Here is a 17,409-nt window from a genome sequence, read left to right as displayed (position 1 = left end):
CATCCTGCAAACGTGCAGGCAATGCCCACGTCATAGACCGTTCGGCCAGGGAATTCGGCCGATTTCGCGCCATCCACGGCAAAGGTGCCAATATAAGTCACCATGGAGATCAAGTTCAAAGTCCGTCTCAGTCAGTTCGTCTGTCTGCTCGGCTCTGTATTGCTGCTGCTGGAAGCGGCACGACAGATCAGTATCGGCCTGACGCTCACTGCCCTGTTGCTGGCGGTGGGCGGCACGATGTTGCTGGTGGTCTCTCTCGCCCACGAGCTGTTCACCCTGCGCTGGTTCCGTACGCTGGTGATGCTCAGCGTCGCGCTGATCATGAGTGCACTGGTGCTGCTGGCCCCGCAACAGCACCTGATGTGGCTGTGGGGCTTTGCCGTCCTGCTGCTTTATCCGCGCCCACGCTGGCTGGCACCGGCCTGCGCACTGATCGGGCTGGTCACCACCTGGCTGGCGCTCAGCCAGCTGGGCAGCGACTGGCTGAGCCTGGGCATCGGTATCACCGCGACCCTGATGGCGCTCGGTGCCATCGGTGGGCGACGCCAGCAGCAGGTCTGGATGCAGCTGGAGCGTCGTGGTCGGCGTGATTCCAGCCGCGCGATCTGGTCACAGTACCAGCTGATGCGAGACCTGCCGCGGGAAATTGCCCGTGCCGATCGCGAGGAAATCCATATCGAATTGATCCTGCTCGCACCGGTCAAGACCGGCCGCCTGGCCAACCGTCGCCTGATGAATACCCTCGACAGCGCCGCATTGCCGCATGAAACCCGCTACCAGCTCGATGATGGGGCACTGGCCGTCTTGCTGGTCACCCGCGGCGAGCGCATGGCCAGTCTGCGCCGTCGCCAGTTGATCGAGCATCTCGCGATGCCGGTCCGCGCCCGTGTACAGCCTCTCAACGACAGTGATCCCGGCGCGCTGGACCTCAAGCGCCTCAGTGCCCACTTGAGCGATGAACCGCAGCCGATCACCCTGCTGCCGCCTCTGCCTCGCAAGCCTGCCGATGCTGATGCTTTTTCAGACGAAGCCCGGTCAGACGATGGACGAGACACCCTGAAACAGGCCAGCGCGGCAGACAAGGTCGCCGTAGCACCATCGCGGGGGAATGATCACTGATGTCTCCTCTACACAGTCTGGCGCATAGCGAGCGTCGGGAACTCGCCAATCGCAAGACACTGATCATGCTGCTGGCCGCCGCGGTGATCGCCACCTACGCCCTGTGGCGCTACCTGGTGGGCGATTTCGAGCATATCCTGACGCCGGTGCTGGCCACCATGCTGATGGCGATTGCCGCCGGCCTCAATCACCTCGATGATGAGCAGCCGCTGCCTTCCTATCTGACGCTGATCGCCAGCTATCTGATGCTGGCACTCGAGGCGCCGGGCACCTATCCGGGCATGTCACTGTGGCTGGGGCTACCCAGCGTGCTGACATTGCTGCTATTGCCCCTGGCGCCGGCAATGTTGCTCAATCTGGTGCTGGCACCGCTGTGGCTATGGCTATTGGGCCAGCAGGAAGACAACTTCGGCGAGATACTGCGCTACCTGTGTCTGCTGCTGGTGGCCAGCCAGCCGTTCGTCATCAACAGCCTGCAGGCGGGTGTCATGAGCCTGACCGCCAGCGAGGAAACCGAGTGCAATGCCTTCAATGCCCGCACCGGCCAGCAGCGACTGATCAGTGAGGCGGCACGTGCGCGGGCGCTGGACCAACCGCTCAGCATTCTGGTCGTCTATCTGCCGCAACTGGACATGCTCGGCGAGCAGTTCGGCGAAGACAGGCGCGTCGAATGCCTGGCGATGGCCTGCGACGTGATGCAGGAGGTCTCGCGCCAGGGCGACCTGCTGTGCCGCAGCGACAAGTCCTCCTTCTGGCTGATGCTGCCCAATACCGGCGAGGCGGGAGCACTGATCATGCGCGAGCGCCTGACCGCGGCGCTGGCAGCGGCCACACAGCCGGAAACCGGCTCCATCATTGCCCGCGCGCGCCTGGTGACGTACAAGGCCGATGACACCACCCAGAAACTCGAGCAACGCCTGCTGGCCAGCCAGCTTGCCCTGATGGATCTCAATGAATGAGCGACACCCTTGCGTCACTGCTGCATTGGCTGAACCCCAGTGTGATGATCGATATCCTGATGACCACGCTGAGCGATCACCCGGCAGCCCTTGTCGCCGTCATCGGCCTGGTCTCACTGCTTGAATCTCTCGCCATCATCGGCCTGCTGGTGCCGGGCGTGGTCATTCTCACCGCTGGCGCCTCACTGGCCGGCCACCTCGAACTCTCGCTACCGATATTGCTGGCTGTCGGTGCGCTGGGCGCCATCATCGGCGATGGCGTGAGCTTCTGGCTGGGCATCCGCTATCGCGATCAACTGCCCGGCCGCTGGCCCTTCTCGCGCCATCCCGAGTGGATCGAGCATGGTCAGCAGTTCTTTCATCGACACGGCAGCTGGTCGATCGCCTTCGGACGCTTCGTCGGCCCGGTGCGCCCGATCATCCCGCTGGTCGCCGGCATGCTCGACATGCCGCCGGCGCGCTTCTTCCTGGTCAATGGCCTCTCGGCACTGGCCTGGGCACCGGCCTACCTGCTGCCGGGCTATCTGCTGGGCCAGACCTGGCAGTCACTGTTCACCTTGCCGGAAGGGGCCGATGGCCTGCTGGTCGGCCTGGCCAGCGGACTGATCGCCTGTGCCTTCGCCTTCTCCTTCCTGCGCCGCCAGCTGGGCCGTGAGGGCCGCCTCTATCATTGGCTGGCGCGTCGCATGCGTCGCAGCCCTTCCGGGCGGCGTCTGTGGTGGCAGCTGCGTCATCCCGACCCCGAGGGCGAATTCCCGCTCGCCTCGATGGCACTGCTGATCTTCGCGGTGATCAGCGTGCCCGCCATGAGTCTGGCGGTGCTGGCCCATCCCGAGCCGTGGTGGATCGACCGCGTGGCAGACTCACTGGCCGCTAGCCTCTCCTCACTGTTGCCCCAGGACTGGCTGCGCGAGGCAAGCCTCGGGCTGTCTCGCCTCGCAGATGGCACCGGTCTGGCGGCGCTCGTGGCTCCGTGGCTGGTATGGCTGCTGCTCAAGGGTCGCCACGCGGTATGGTTGCATCTGACGGCGGCCTGGCTGGGCATCGCCAGCGCCAATACCGTGCTCAAGCACCTGATCCAGCGCCCGCGTCCGGACACCCCCGCCTTCCTGGAAGGGTCGATGTCATTCCCAAGCGCCCACGCCGCCGGCAGCGTGGCAGTATTCGGATTGGCCGCCGCCTTCATCGCCGAGCGCCAGCCCTCCTCGCGACGTCGCTGGATCTACTGGGCAGCCATCGCCGCCTGTACGCTGGTCGGCCTGTCGCGCATCACGCTTGGCGTCCATTACGTCAGCGATGTGCTGGGCGGCGCCTGCCTGGGTCTGCTGGTCTGTGCGCTGGTGCGCATCAGCTACCCCGCCTTCGTGCGCCAGACCTCTGCCCCCCTCGACTCGCCGGCCCCGCTGCTGTGGTTGAGCATGGCGAGCCTGTTGCTGTTGGCGGCACGCTTCGTCTGGCTGCCGCTCTAGGCTGTCGTGATCAGACTGCTGCCGCTCAGGCCGTCGCGATAACGTTGCCGTAATAACGATGTAAACCGATGAGCTGCCTGCGATGGCGGCTTTATCACTACCCCCTGATGACGAGGAACCACATGCCCGGCCCTGCTGCCCCTCCCGCCAACCAGCCCCAGGCACTGATGTCGATTCATCTCGGCATCGCACTGCTCGGCGGTACGGCGCTGTTCTCGAAAGGCGTGCCTCTCTCGGCGCTCGATATCACCACCTGGCGCAGCCTGCTGGCGGGGCTGTTCCTGCTGTGGCTGGCGCGCCTCAAGTGGCATGTCTCGCTGCGTCTGAGCGGGCGCGACTGGGCCTTGCTGGGCATCGCCGCCGCGCTGATGGCCGCGCACTGGGTGAGCTACTTTCACTCGATGCAGGCATCTTCCGTGGCCACCGGCATGCTGGCGCTGTTCACCTATCCCATCTTCATCGTGCTGCTGGAACCCTGGGTGGAAGGCACGCGCCTGAAAGCGAAGGACCTGGCGGCAGCGGGGCTGGTCTGTATCGGCGTCTGGCTGCTCGTTCCCGGCGGCGACAGCAGCGCGCAGGGCGACAGCCTGGCGGGAGTGTCATGGGGCGTGTTCTCGGGCCTGTTGTTCGCGGCACGCAATCTACTGGTGCGCTACCGTCTCAGCCATCTCAATCCGGTACTGTCGATGAGCCTGCAGGCGCTGGGGGTCGTGGTGCTGACACTGCCGTTCGTCTCCAGTGAGATCATGGATGCCAGCCCCTCGACGGGGATCGCCATGCTGGTGCTGGCCATCGTCTTCACGGCTGCGCCGCATGCGCTGATGACCTTCGCCCTCGGTGGACTCAAGGCCAAGACCGTCGGCATGATCGGCTGCCTGCAACCCGTCTACGGCGTATTGCTTGCGTGGTTGATTCTTGGCGAGGTGCCCACTTGGCTGACACTGGTCGGCGGCAGCTTCATCGTGGCGGCGGCAGCACTTGAGCCCCTGCGTCGCAGCTGAATCAGCGTCGCAGCTGAACCGAAGTCACAGCTGACTCGAAGTGGCTGCTGAATCAACGGCGCCCCTGGACACACCAAGGCCCGCCATTGGCGGGCCTTGGTGTGTTCACAAGATGAAATTCTTCGCTCGGTCATGCCGACATCAACCGGTCGCGAGCCAGACTCCCACGCCGATCATCAGCGTGCCCGCCACGCGGTTCATCAGGCGCACACGCGAGCCACGCCCCAGCCAACGCGCCAGGCTGCTGCCACCGCCGGCATAGAGCAGCAGGCAGGTGAATTCCAGCGTCAGGATGATGCCGACCAGCGCGATCAGCTGCGGCGCCAGCGGCAGGCTGGCATCCAGAAACGGCGGCAACAGCGCAATGAAGAACGCCCATCCCTTGGGATTGGCGATCGCGGTGACGAAGCCCTGTGCCGCCAGCGCGCGGCGCGAGGCGCGCGGTGCCTCCGCACCCTCCCCAGCTACCCCCAGGGCCAGGCGGCCACGCGAGCGCCACATCTGGATCCCCAGCCAGGCCAGGTAAGCACCACCCGCCAGCTTGAAGGCCGAGAACACCATCGGATAGCGCAGCATGATGGTCGCGACGCCGATCACCGCCGACACCGCCACCAACCCGACACCCAGCAGCTCGCCCATCATCATCCACAGCGTGCGCTTGACGCCCTGGGTCATTCCCAGGGTCATCGCCAGCGTCATGCACATGCCCGGCGTCAGCGAGACCAGAAAGAACGTCGGCACGAACACCGACAACAATGACCAATTCAGCATTCCCTGCTCTCCTTGCTCAGTCTGATGCAGTGCCAGAGGGATGCCTCTGACAAGCTCTCACTCGGACGGATCGATTGACCGCCCCTCAATCGCCGCTGACATGCCCCTCGCCCCAGCGCGGTATCAGCGCATGCGAGATCCCCAGCTGGTTGAGAATGCGTGCGACGATGAAATCGATCATGTCATCGAGGGTCTGCGGGCGATGATAGAAGCCGGGTGCGGCGGGCAGGATGACAGCGCCCATGCGCGTCAGACTCAGCATGTGTTCGAGATGGATGGCCGAGAACGGCGTCTCGCGCGGCACCAGAATCAGCGTGCGGCGTTCCTTGAGGGCCACGTCGGCCGCGCGTTCGATCAGGTTGTTGCTGGCCCCGGTCGCGATCGCGGACAGTGAGCCCGTGGAACACGGGCACACCACCATGGCGCTCGGCGCGCCGGAACCGGAGGCCACCGGGGCCATCCAGTCCTCGCGCCCGAAGCAGCGAATCTGGCCGGGCCTGGCGGCGTAGCGCTGCGTGAGCACCTCGGTGAGACGCGCCGGACGCGCCGGCAGCTCCTCATCGGTCTCGGTGGCGATCACCATGTGCGCCGCCTTGGAGACCATCACCATCACTTCATGACCGGCCGCGACCAGGCACTCGATCAGGCGCAGGCCGTACTGGGCGCCGGAGGCCCCGGTCAGCGCGACGGTGACCGCCGACTTGAACTCGCCCTCCGGGGCTGTCGCTTGCGCTTTCATGCTTCACCTTCGCGTGCTGCCAGCGCCGCAAGAAGGCGCTCGTGGATACCGCCGAAGCCGCCATTGGACATCACGACCACCCAATCGCCGGCGCGGGATTGATTGGCGATCTTCGCGATCAGGGCGTCGAGGTCCTGCTCGACCTCCGCCTCCACGCCGAGCGCACGGCACTCGCTGACCGTCTCCTTCAACGACCAGCCGAGGCTGGGGCCCGCGAACCAGCTGACGCGATCTGCCGAGGTCACTGAAGCCGGCAGACGCGCCTTCATGGTGCCGAGCTTCATGGTGTTGGAGCGCGGTTCGATCACCGCCCACAGGCGACCGCCCTGCCCTTCGGCCGCAACGCCGGGCGCCAGGCCCTCGAGCGTGGTGGCGATGGCGGTCGGATGGTGCGCAAAGTCATCGATGACCTTGACGCCTGCCACCTCACCGCGCAGCTCCTGCCGACGCCTGGGCGGCGCGAAACGCGCGAGCGCCTCCAGTGTCACCGCAAGACTCACGCCGCATTCGACGGCCGCGGCCACGGCGGCGCAGGCATTGGCCACGTTGTGGCGTCCGCGCATCGCCCACTGGCACTCGACGAAGCGGTCCGCCTCGCCTGCGTCACCAGACGGCGGTGCCAGCGCGAAGTGGCTACCGTCGGCACTGATCAGGCGATAGCGCCAGTCGCCACCGGCATTCTCGATACCGCTCTCAGCGCCGAAGCGCGTCACCGGCGTCCAGCAGCCTTGATCCAGCACGCGCTCCAGTGCCTGGGCACCGGCGACGGCGTCCGCCGCGACCACCAGCTTGCCGCCAGCCGGCACGGTGCGCACCAGGTGGTGGAACTGGCGCTCGATGGCGGCGAGATCCGGGAAGATGTCGGCGTGATCGAACTCGAGATTGTTGAGCACGGCAATGCGCGGCCGGTAATGCACGAACTTGGAACGCTTGTCGAAGAAGGCCGTGTCGTATTCATCGGCCTCGACCACAAAGGGCGCTTGAGGATCGCCGATACGCGCGGAATCGCCCAACTGTGGCGGCACGCCACCGATCAGATAGCCCGGTGCGAGGCCCGCACATTCGAGAATCCAGGCGGTCATGGTCGCGGTGGTGGTCTTGCCGTGGGTGCCGGCGATGGCGATCACCGGGCGGCCGGTCAGCACCTCGTCACACAGCCATTGCGGGCCGGAGGTATAGGCCAGCCCGCGCTCGAGCAGCGCCTCGACTTCGGGGTTGCCGCGCGAGACGGCATTGCCGACCACCGTGAGGTCAGGCGCGGGGACGAGATTGTCGGCCGCATAGCCTTCCATCAGGGTGATACCGGCCTCGGCCAGCTGTGTGCTCATGGGCGGATAGACGTTGGCATCGCTCCCCGTGACGCGATGACCGCGCGCGCGCGCCAGAAGCGCCAGAGAGCCCATGAAGGTACCGCAAATACCGATGACGTGAAGGTGCATCTGTTTCTCCAATCCGGAAGCCCGAGCAGCCTAGCATGCCCGTCAGGCGGCGAGTAGCACGCGACCTGTCAGGGATGGACGACACCCCCGGTGGCATTCGGGCGTCGTGCAGGGGTCATGTCTTTCGGATATGATGCGGCGGGTAAGCGCCAGCCCGTTCAAGACCATGACAAGGAAGCAGAGACGAGAAGCCCATGCCCCAGCACAATGCCTTCTACGCCCAGTCCGGTGGCGTTACCGCCGTCATCAACGCCAGTGCCTGTGGCGTCATTGAAGCCGCTCGTGAAAACGGCGACCAAATCGGCAAGCTGTATGCCGGTCACAACGGCATCATCGGTGCCCTGACCGAAGACCTGATCGACGTCAGCCAGGAAAGCGACGAGAACATCGCCGCGCTGCGCCACACGCCGGGCGGTGCCTTCGGCTCCTGCCGCTACAAGCTCAAGAGCATCGAGGACCACCGTACCCAGTACGAGCGTCTGATCGAGGTGTTCAAGGCCCACGACATCCGTTACTTCTTCTACAACGGTGGCGGCGACAGCGCCGATACCTGCCTGAAGGTCTCCCAGCTGGCCGAGACCATGGGCTACCCGATCCAGGCCATCCACGTGCCGAAGACCGTGGACAACGACCTGCCGATCACCGACAACTCGCCGGGCTTCGGCAGCGTGGCCAAGTACATCGCCACCTCCACCCGCGAGGCCGGCCTCGACATCGCCTCCATGTGCGCCACCTCCACCAAGGTGTTCATTCTGGAAGTCATGGGCCGTCACGCCGGCTGGATCGCCGCTGCCGGCGCCCTGGCCGGTGAAGATGCCACCCAGCCGCCGCACATCGTCGTCTTCCCGGAAGTCGCCTTCCACCGCAAGGAATTCATGGCGCGCGTCGATGCCTGCGTCAAGGAACACGGCTATTGCGTGGTGGTGGTCTCCGAAGGTGCGCGTTACGAAGATGGCACCTTCCTGGCCGATGCCGGCAACACCGACGCCTTCGGCCACCGCCAGCTGGGCGGCGTCGCGCCGACACTGGCCGGCATGGTCAAGCAGGACCTGGGCTACAAGTACCACTGGGCGGTGGCCGATTACCTGCAGCGCGCTGCGCGTCACATCGCCTCGAAGACCGACGTCGAGCAGGCCTACGCCACGGGTCGTGCCGCCGTCGAGATGGCCCTGGCCGGCAAGAACGCCGTGATGCCGACGATCCGTCGCCTCGGCGATGGCGCTGACTACGCCTGGGATATCATCGAGGCGCCGCTGGAGAAGATCGCCAACCATGAGAAGTTCATGCCGCTGGAGTTCATCAGCGAAGATGGCTTCTACATCACCGACGCCTGCCGCGAATATCTGTCGCCGCTGATCCAGGGCGAGGACTTCCCGCCGTTCATCAATGGCCTGCCGGCGGTCGCCAAGCTCACGCTGGCCAAGGTCGAGAAGAAGCTGACACCGTTCACGGTCTGATCGCCTGGCGTTGACGCGTCTGAGCGATCCGTCGCTGACAGTGAAGCGAGTGTAAAAAAGCCCCGCACAGGCGACTGTGCGGGGCTTTTTGATGACTGTCAGTTGTCATGCGGGGGAACGGGGGAACACCTCCTCCAGCCGGTACACCGCATGCGCCTGCTGCTGACGCTGGCTGACCTCGACCATACGCGCCGCTACCTGAGCGCCACGGATCGGCCGGTAGCGCTGCAAGCCCGGCAAGCGGGTAAGCGCCGGCAACAGATGGCGCGCCAGCGTCTCGCCCAGACGGAACTCGCTGCGCTCCCCCACCAGCAATGACGGCTGGAAGACACTGATACGCGCAAAGGGCAGCGCCTTGATGGCCACTTCCAGCTCGCCCTTCATCCTGAGATAGCCATTGCGGCTCGCGTGATTGGCGCCGCTGGAGGAGACCAGCAGGTAGTGCGCCACTCCCTGGGCGGCCGCCAGCCGAGCGGCACTCAGTTGATGATCGATGTCGACACGCCGCTGCGCCTCGAGCGACCCCGCCTGCTTGAGCGTGGTGCCCAGGCACGAGAACAGCAGATCCGCCTGGAAACAGTGGGCCCAGTCTTCCAGTCGCGCGAAGTCGACCACATGGTTCTCGACCTTGTCAGAGTCGCAAGGCGCCGGCCGGCGCGTCAGCGTGACGACTCTGGCGATGGCCTCGCACGCGATGAGTTCAGTCACCACCTCGTGCCCGACCACGCCGGTCGCCCCTATCACGATCGCGGTCTGGCCCATGCACCTATTCCTCCCGCCATGGCCTTGCCCCCCATCGGACTCCGCGCTCACTTGAGCAACCAGGACAGCACCAGCAGCAACAACAGGATGCCGGCGACGCCCTGCCAGAAATTGGCCGGTTCACGTATCGCCTCCGAGGGCGTCAGCGCCTTGCCGGGGTCCTGCTGCGGCAGCCGCAGCGCGTAGAGCAGCTCAGACAGACGGCGATAGCGCAGGGTGCGTTGCGGATCCAGGGCGCGCCTGAGGGCATCGTCCAGTATCTGTGGCACCTGGGGATTGCGCATGCGGGCTGGCTGATATTCCAGCAGTTCGAGGTCGGTATGGGTGCGCAGCTGCTCCATCGACTGGGCGTAGGGCTGCATGCCGGTCAGCAACCAGTAGATCACCGAAGCCAGGCCGTATTGATCGCTGCGCCGACTGACATCGGCGCCAAGGGCATATTCCGGCGCGCTGTGCTCGGTCAGGCCGACCTGGCGCGCCAGCGGACCGGCGCTCTCATGGCCATCCCCCTCACGCAGATGGCAGGCGCCGAAATCGACCAGCACCACCTTGCCATGCCGGTCGATCATCACGTTGTCGGGGTGAATCAGCTGGTGCAGCACCTCACGACGATTGAGGGCATGCACGGCCTTGCCAAGCTGACGCGCGATGTCGAGACGCTGCTCGAGATTGGCCTGTGGATGCATGCGTGCCCATTCGGTCAATGTCTGCGCCTCAAGGTGCTCGAGCAGGTAGTAGAGGTGATCACGCGGGCGTGACGGCTCCACCACCTTGACCACGAAGGGCGAGCTGACGCGGTCCACCACCCACTGCTGGAGCAGGAAGTGCTCGAGATAGGCGTTCTTGAGCGACAGTTCCGGGCTGGGCGCCTTCATCACCATCACGCGCCGGCTCTTGAGGTCACGCACCTTGTAGACGCGTACCCGCGCGCTGCGCGACATGACTTCCAGCACTTCCAGACCATCGATGCGGTCGCCCGGCTCCAGCTCACGCGGCACCGGAAGGTCGCCATAGACACGCCCCGGCGTATCGTCAGAGGCAGTCGCCAGGCGGTCAATGCGCACCAGCTGGAAGCAGAACTGGTCAGCCGTGTAGCCACGCTCATCGGCGCGGTCCGCCGCGGCATGGGCCAGGCGCTCACTGGCGGCGTCGAGATCCGAGACGTCATCACGGATCAGTGACACGAAATCGGAAGGCAGCAGAGTGCCGCGCACCGCCTGGGTGGTGAACAGGAAGATATCGCCCTGCTTGAGCGGCAGCTCGATGTAGTCGATGTCGAGGCTGACATCCATGCCCAGCGCCCGCGACGGATAACGATAGCCACCGAGATCGGTGACATGATCACGCGAGATCTGCTCGAATTCGCCGCCACGCAGCCGGAAGACCACCGTGTCACCGGCATGGAACAGATGCGCCGATTGGCCCCGGAAGACGACCGCGGAAATCGAGGTCACGTAACTGCCGCCCCGCACGAAGCGACTCTGGCTGTAACACCAGCTGTTCAATGCCCGCAGCACGCGGGTCGCGGAATACTTGACGCTCCAGTTGTCAGGCGTGGCGAAGTAGTCGGCCAGAAAGCCACGCACGGCAAGGTCGCCGGCCTGCTTGGCAATCGCGTTCTTGCTGGTGGTGTCGGCGATCAGCGCGCAGCCACCCTTGGCCGCCAGCGGGCCGCGCTCCAGCGGTATCTCCAGCGACATCGAGCTGCGATGACGCTTGCGGTCGGGAGCCACGAAGGCCTGACCGTAACTGAGTGAAAGCTCTGCATCCGCCAAGGCGGTCTCCTTGCGTCTCGATCCTGCCGTTACGTTTCATGCATGCGGTGGTGACGCAGCGTCAGCCCGACGCTGATACGTGCAATCGCCGTTGCGCCGCGCTGGACGGCCCCAAGTGTTACCCGAGTCAGCCTGCAGTGCCACCACTCGTTGGTGCAACGCAAGGCGATCGAGCGTGGCATAATGGCAAAACGGTCTGCCAGTTCGTATAATTCAGCGGAATTTTGACCCGCAGGCCTTCAACCCGCAAACCCAAGGACTCGACAATGAGTTTCGACAAGATCCCCGCTGGCAAGGAATTGCCGAACGACGTCTACGTAGCGATCGAGATTCCGGCCAATCACGCGCCGATCAAGTACGAGATCGACAAGGACATCGATGCGCTCATGGTGGATCGTTTCATGGCCACCCCGATGTTCTACCCGGCCAACTACGGCTACATCCCGAACACCCTGGCCGACGATGGCGATGCCCTCGACGCGCTGGTCGTGACCCCGTATCCGGTCGCACCGGGCAGCGTCATCCGTGCGCGTCCGGTCGGCGTGCTCAACATGAGCGACGAAGCCGGTGAAGACGCCAAGCTGGTCTGCGTCCCGCACCAGAAGCTGACCTCCCTGTACGACGACGTCCAGGAAGTCACTGATCTGCCGGAACTGCTGCGTCAGCAGATCGCGCACTTCTTCGAGAACTACAAGGATCTCGAGAAAGGCAAGTGGGTCAAGATCGATTCCTGGGACGGTGCTGATGCCGCCCGTGCCGCGATCGAGAAGGCAGCCGCTGCCTACCAGAAGGACTGAGTCCTTTCGAAGTGATGCGCGATTCAGGCATCACGATGCAAAAAAGCCCCCGTCATTGACGGGGGCTTTTTCGTTTCCGGCTCACGCCCGACACCGGTGAGGAGAACCGTCAGCCGGCATCGGACGTCACGGGATCAGCCCTTCTCGAGCAGACTGCGCAGGTCACTGATCGCGGAGTTGGCACGCGCGACGTAGTTGGCCATCACCAGCGAATGGTTGGCGAAGAAGCCGAAGCCGGAGCCATTGAGGATGATCGGGCTGCCGATGTCGGTCTGGGTCGCTTCCAGCTCACGGATGATCTGGTCGATGGAGGTCAGCGCGTTCTTGTCTTCCAGCACGCCCTGGAAGTCATGGCGCACTGCCTTGAGCAGATGGATCAGCGCCCAGGAGGTGCCGCGTGCCTGATAGAAGACATCGTCGATCTCGAGCCACGGCGTCTTGATCTCTTCTTCCGCCTGGGTACTCTTGGCCGAGGTGGCGCTCTTGTCGCCGGCCAGGCTCAGGTTGAGCTGCGACTTGCCGACACTGGCCGACAGGCGCTGGGACAGGGAACCGAGGCGATTCTCGACATCCGACAGCCAGGCTACCAGGTTGTCGGCACGCGCGTAGAACTGGCCGTTATTCTGGGTGTCATCGCTCAGACGCTTGAGGTAGTCGCCCAGCTCACGGTTGGCGTCAGCATATTCGTGCTCGGCTTCCGGCAGCATCCAGGCATTGGCATCGATGAACAGCAGGGATTCGGCCTTGCCCAGCGCCTTGTCATCGCTGGACTGGGACTGCGAGCGGCTGAATTCCTTGCGCAGCTCACGCGTCATGTCACGCACCTGCACCAGCACGCCATATTCCCAGTTGGGCATGTTGTCGAGCATCAGGCCCGGCGGCGCCACATCATTCTTGAGATAACCGCCCGGCTTGTGCAGCAGGGTGTCGTTGAGTGTCATCAGGGTGGCGACGGTCGCGGTGCCTGTCGGCAGGGTCTCGAAAGCCGGTGCCGGCTCTTCGCCCTCGACCTTGGCCACCGGTGCGGCCAGACCATGCACGCGAGCCAGTTCGGTGCGCGTGGCCTGATCGATGTTGAACTCGTCCGGTTCACTGCTCCAGTAGATCCCAAGGCCAACGCAGACCAGCAGGTAAATGACGAACAGCCCGATCAGTGGTTTCCAGATCCAGCCATACTGAGGCGTTTCCAGCACATCGCGATTGGCGCCGCGCTTGCTGCCTTTACCGAATAGGGCCATGCGTTCTTCCTTGTATGAAGCCTTGTAGAAAAAGCCGTGTGAGAGACGAGTCAGACCTGCCTGAACGGATGTGAGCCGCGCCGATGCATCCAGCGCCGGTACTCATGACGTACGTCCTATCCTATCATGCGCCCCTGCACGTGCCAGTCGCACTCGGTGAAGTGCCGGTTCTGTGGCAAGGTGCGATGCGCTCCGGATTGCGGGCCGGGCCACGGGCCTGGTCGTGGACCGAGCCGCGTTACGGGGCGAGGATCGGACTGCCGCCCGCACAGGCGGCTTCATTACTCGATCCCGGTGCGCTTTCACATGCCCTCACACGAACGGGGATGTCTGCTACATGGTGGCACATTCATCCGCGTGCAAGTCGTGCGCGGCGATGATGGGCTTGCTCACGATCCGGCACTCGCCCCCGAGCAGGATGATGGCGGCGCGACACTGCGGAGCCTTGAGGCCTGCAGGATGTTCTTTCGGCACTGTATAAGGATGCTTTCGTGCTTCGTTCGTTCTTGAAAATCCGCATGGCGCTGCCAACGGGCCGCGCACGCCCCTCCGCGTTCTCGCGCCTGCTGGGCCCTGCATTTCTGGCAACCCTGCTGGCAATCGCTCTGGTTGTCGCGCAGGCGATGACGGCGCTGCCCGCCAATGCCGGTCTGTTCAGCTCAGGCTCAAATTCAAACGCCGGCAGCGGCTCCAGCAGCAGTGCGGCGTCCAGCCTGTTCGGCGGCGGCAATCAGGGCGATTTCCTGCCGGTCAGTGAAGCCTTCCAGCCGCGCAGCTGGCGCGAGGGCGACACCCTGTATGTCGGCTTCACCAGCGCGGAAGGCTATTACCTCTATCGTCACCAATTCAGCTTCTCGACCACCAGCGACCAGGTCGTGCTGGGCGATGCCGACCTGCCGCCGGGAGAGCTGAAGAACGACCCCTACATGGGCGAGGTGCATGTCTTCCACGATACGCTGGTCATTCGCATTCCGCTGACCAGCGCCTCCTCGAGCAAGGCAGTGCGTGACGACACACCGGCCAGCGGCCCGGTCCCACTCTCCATCACCTTCCAGGGCTGCGCCGATGCCGGGCTCTGCTATCCGCCGGAGACCGTCACTCTACAGGCCGGTGAGCAGAGTGCCCCTGCCCCCTTCTCGCAGCTGATGCCGACCGCCGGCCAGTCGAGCGAGACTGCGGCGTCGACAGCAAGCCGCACCACTAAAGCCCCGATCAGCGGCACCGATGCCGGCTTCAGCGAACTGTTCGCGGATGTCAGTCTGCTGACGGCTCTGGGGCTGTTCTTCCTCGCCGGACTCGGCCTGACCTTCACGCCCTGCGTGCTGCCGATGATTCCGATCCTGAGCTCGATCATCGTCGGCCAGCGCCCCAGCCGCCCGCGCGCCTTGCTGCTGTCCACGAGTTACGCCCTGGGCATGGCCCTGACCTACGCCGCAGCCGGCACCTTGATGGGCCTGTTCGGCGCGGGGCTCAACCTGCAGGCGCATCTGCAGACGCCGGCCGTACTGATTCCCTTCGCTGCCTTGTTCGTGCTGTTCGCGCTGGCCATGTTCGGCGCCTTCACTCTGCGACTGCCAAGCGGCATGCACTCACGGCTCGACACACTGCAAGGGCGCCTGCTGAACGCCGGCCCCGGCGGACTGGCGCTGGCGGGCGCGTTATCGGTACTCGTGGTATCGCCCTGCGTCTCGGCACCTCTGGCCGGTGCGCTGGTCTATCTTTCCGCCAGTGGCGATGCCATGACCGGCGGGCTGGCGCTCTTCGCTTTGGGGCTGGGCATGGGCGTGCCGTTGATTCTGGTCGGCACCTTCGGCGCCAGCCTGCTGCCCAGGGCCGGCGGCTGGATGGAGGGCATCAAGCAGGCCTTCGGTATCCTGCTGCTGGGGGTGGCGCTGTGGCTGGTAGAGCGCTTGCTGCCGGCCTCGCTAGCAGTGCTGGGCTGGGCCATTCTGGCCATCGGTACCGGCGTGGCGCTGGGGGCGCTCAGCGCACAGAGCCGAGGCTGGGCGCGTGCCCGTCAGGCACTGGGGCTGGTCGCGCTGGGCTGGGGCATGATCAGCCTGCTGGGCGTGGCAGGCGGCGCAAGCGACCCGCTGCGCCCGCTGGCCCCCTTCACTGGCGGCACATCACCCGGGCAGGCCGCCGAGACATCACTGGACTTCATCACCGTCAGCGACATGAGCGAGCTCGAGCGAGAACTGGCACTAGCCGCCAGCCGCGGCCAGCCGGTCTTCGTCGACTACTACGCCGACTGGTGCATCTCGTGCAAGGTGATGGAGCGCGAGGTCTTCCCCGAGGTCGCCAGCCAGTTGCGCCAGTTCCACCTGATTCGCGCCGACGTCACCAGTACCGGGGCCGCGACCCAGGCGCTGCTCAAGCAATTCGGCCTGTTCGGTCCCCCCAGCCTGCTGTTCTTCGCCGATGAACGCGAACTCAAGGAGGCGCGTATCCAGGGGGAAGTCGATGCCAGCCAGCTCGGCCAGCACCTGACATCAGTACTGGATCAGCTGCGCGGCCCGTCACGGCGCGCCAACTGAAAAGCGTGTTTGCCACACGCCCGTCGCAGCGCAGCTGCTGCCGAGATGCATGTGAGGGCGAAGAATGCGGCAAAATCTTCGGTTCAGTGCCAAACTGGACAGCGTTCGAGAATTTCGGCAGAATCCGCGTCACTACGGCAACAGCCTACGCTCAATAGGTAAACGTCGTGGATAGTGACGGTATCTTTGCATTTTCTTCATGGGTTAACAGCTCAATGAGCCTGGTGCTCGAGCACGGCTGACACAAGGGACTTTCATGGCGCGCATCCTGGTACTCAACGGCCCTAATCTCAATCTGCTGGGGACCCGTGAACCCGAGGTGTATGGCACCACCACGCTGGAGGATATCCACCAGCGTCTGGTCCAGCGCGCCAGCGCGGCCGGCCATCAGCTGGACTGGCTGCAGTCCAACGCCGAGCATGTGCTGATCGAGCGTATCCACCTTGCCCGTGAAGATGGCACCGCCATCATCCTGATCAATCCGGCGGCCTTTACCCATACCAGCGTTGCGCTGCGCGATGCGCTACTCGGCGTCGCACTTCCGTTCATCGAGTTACACCTTTCCAACACCCATGCCCGCGAGCCGTTCCGCCACCATTCGTATCTTTCCGATGTGGCGCGCGGCGTGATCATGGGCTTTGGCGCTCGAAGCTATGACATGGCGCTTGACGCCGCCCTGGACGATCTCGCGCAGTAGGGGCTCGCCCAGAGCGGTGTTCACGCACCGCCATCAGGCGCCATCACCGCCTGATACCAGGATTCACCGGCCATCGCCATGGTCGGGACAGCCGTCGGGGCTGTCGCCCGTAGCCGCCGCTATCACGGCTGCACACCCCCATTTCCAGCCACATTTACATCGGGATTAATTTCATGGATATCCGCAAGGTCAAGAAGCTGATCGAGCTGCTCGAAGAGTCCAACATCAGCGAAATCGAGATCCAGGAAGGCGAAGAGTCCGTTCGCATCAGCCGCCATCCGCAGGGCTTCGCCCAGCAGCCGATGATGCAGGCCCCGATGATGATGCAGCAGCAGCCGATGCAGCAGTCCGCTCCGGCAGCCGCTGGCGCCGCTGAAGCACCGGCCGCTCCGGCAGCACCGGCTGCACCGCAGGGTCACACCATCAACTCTCCGATGGTCGGCTCCTTCTACCGTTCTCCGGCGCCGGGCTCCAAGGCCTTCATCGAAGTCGGCCAGAGCGTCAAGAAAGGTGATACCGTCTGCATCGTCGAGGCCATGAAGATGATGAACCAGATCGAAGCCGACAAGGATGGCGTCGTCGAAGCCATTCTGATCGAAGACGGCGAGCCGGTTGAATTCGACCAGCCCATGATCGTCATTTCCTGATC

Annotated in this window: 15 protein-coding genes; 9 read left to right on the top strand and 6 right to left on the bottom strand. The window is 64.5% G+C overall.

What is annotated here, in order from left to right; translation table 11 throughout:
* Positions 1–102 precede the first annotated feature (102 nt).
* The 4 genes from AC5WNI_RS04185 to AC5WNI_RS04170 all read left to right on the top strand — a co-directional run bounded on the left by AC5WNI_RS04185 (position 103) and on the right by AC5WNI_RS04170 (position 4,548).
* Positions 103–1,119: a hypothetical protein gene (locus tag AC5WNI_RS04185; RefSeq protein WP_368448406.1), complete on the top strand. Its 1,017-nt coding sequence runs from the start codon at positions 103–105 to the stop codon at positions 1,117–1,119.
* Entirely contained in the window at positions 1,119–2,078 is a 960-nt protein-coding gene (locus tag AC5WNI_RS04180; RefSeq protein ID WP_285460150.1) for a diguanylate cyclase domain-containing protein, read from the top strand. Before AC5WNI_RS04185 ends, AC5WNI_RS04180 begins: the two co-directional genes overlap by 1 nt.
* Positions 2,075–3,547 carry a bifunctional DedA family/phosphatase PAP2 family protein gene (locus tag AC5WNI_RS04175; RefSeq protein WP_495928777.1) on the top strand — a complete coding sequence of 491 codons (1,473 nt, stop codon included), beginning with the start codon at positions 2,075–2,077 and terminating at the stop codon, positions 3,545–3,547. The genes AC5WNI_RS04180 and AC5WNI_RS04175 overlap by 4 nt, the downstream gene beginning before the upstream one ends.
* Before the next feature lie 122 nt (positions 3,548–3,669).
* Entirely contained in the window at positions 3,670–4,548 is an 879-nt protein-coding gene (locus AC5WNI_RS04170; protein WP_495928775.1) for a DMT family transporter, read from the top strand.
* A gap of 141 nt (positions 4,549–4,689) precedes the next feature.
* On the opposite strand, the gene AC5WNI_RS04165 is transcribed toward AC5WNI_RS04170, so the two are convergent.
* From AC5WNI_RS04165 to mpl, 3 genes are all read right to left on the bottom strand, one after another.
* Complete coding sequence (locus AC5WNI_RS04165) at positions 4,690–5,319, bottom strand: LysE family translocator (RefSeq protein ID WP_175088247.1); 630 nt, start codon at positions 5,317–5,319, stop codon at positions 4,690–4,692.
* A gap of 85 nt (positions 5,320–5,404) precedes the next feature.
* Complete coding sequence (locus AC5WNI_RS04160; RefSeq protein WP_175088248.1) at positions 5,405–6,058, bottom strand: flavin prenyltransferase UbiX; 654 nt, start codon at positions 6,056–6,058, stop codon at positions 5,405–5,407.
* On the bottom strand, positions 6,055–7,497 hold the full coding sequence (mpl, locus tag AC5WNI_RS04155) for a UDP-N-acetylmuramate:L-alanyl-gamma-D-glutamyl-meso-diaminopimelate ligase (RefSeq protein WP_495928773.1): 1,443 nt from the start codon (positions 7,495–7,497) through the stop codon (positions 6,055–6,057). Before mpl ends, AC5WNI_RS04160 begins: the two co-directional genes overlap by 4 nt.
* A gap of 194 nt (positions 7,498–7,691) precedes the next feature.
* Between mpl and AC5WNI_RS04150 the strand changes: the two genes are divergently transcribed.
* Positions 7,692–8,954: a 6-phosphofructokinase gene (locus AC5WNI_RS04150; protein ID WP_495928771.1), complete on the top strand. Its 1,263-nt coding sequence runs from the start codon at positions 7,692–7,694 to the stop codon at positions 8,952–8,954.
* A 105-nt stretch (positions 8,955–9,059) separates the two neighbouring features.
* Here AC5WNI_RS04150 and AC5WNI_RS04145 read toward each other — a convergent pair whose 3' ends face one another.
* A complete protein-coding gene (locus AC5WNI_RS04145; RefSeq protein WP_285460148.1) occupies positions 9,060–9,716 on the bottom strand; it encodes an NAD(P)H-binding protein in 657 nt (218 codons plus the stop codon).
* Positions 9,717–9,763: 47 nt separating this feature from the next.
* The gene (locus AC5WNI_RS04140) at positions 9,764–11,491 is read right to left on the bottom strand and encodes a bifunctional protein-serine/threonine kinase/phosphatase (RefSeq protein WP_175088252.1); all 1,728 of its coding nucleotides are present in this window, start codon (positions 11,489–11,491) and stop codon (positions 9,764–9,766) included.
* Positions 11,492–11,757: 266 nt separating this feature from the next.
* Between AC5WNI_RS04140 and ppa the strand changes: the two genes are divergently transcribed.
* Positions 11,758–12,288, top strand: a complete 531-nt coding sequence (ppa, locus tag AC5WNI_RS04135; RefSeq protein WP_043331979.1) for an inorganic diphosphatase — start codon at positions 11,758–11,760, stop codon at positions 12,286–12,288.
* 134 nt (positions 12,289–12,422) lie between these two features.
* Here ppa and AC5WNI_RS04130 read toward each other — a convergent pair whose 3' ends face one another.
* A complete protein-coding gene (locus AC5WNI_RS04130; RefSeq protein WP_175088253.1) occupies positions 12,423–13,526 on the bottom strand; it encodes a DUF2333 family protein in 1,104 nt (367 codons plus the stop codon).
* 518 nt (positions 13,527–14,044) lie between these two features.
* On the opposite strand from AC5WNI_RS04130, the gene dsbD reads away from it, so the two are divergent.
* The 3 genes from dsbD (at position 14,045) to accB (ending at position 17,407) form a co-directional block, all read left to right on the top strand.
* Entirely contained in the window at positions 14,045–16,063 is a 2,019-nt protein-coding gene (dsbD, locus tag AC5WNI_RS04125; RefSeq protein ID WP_495928767.1) for a protein-disulfide reductase DsbD, read from the top strand.
* Between the two features lie 256 nt (positions 16,064–16,319).
* The gene (aroQ, locus tag AC5WNI_RS04120) at positions 16,320–16,760 is read left to right on the top strand and encodes a type II 3-dehydroquinate dehydratase (RefSeq protein ID WP_043331983.1); all 441 of its coding nucleotides are present in this window, start codon (positions 16,320–16,322) and stop codon (positions 16,758–16,760) included.
* A gap of 173 nt (positions 16,761–16,933) precedes the next feature.
* A complete protein-coding gene (accB, locus tag AC5WNI_RS04115) occupies positions 16,934–17,407 on the top strand; it encodes an acetyl-CoA carboxylase biotin carboxyl carrier protein (RefSeq protein WP_175088254.1) in 474 nt (157 codons plus the stop codon).
* Positions 17,408–17,409 lie beyond the last annotated feature (2 nt).

Source organism: Cobetia sp. PDI-12MA (assembly GCF_059507695.1).
The sequence above is the reverse complement of the archived record's forward strand: the minus strand, read 5'-3'. Positions and strand labels throughout refer to the sequence as shown.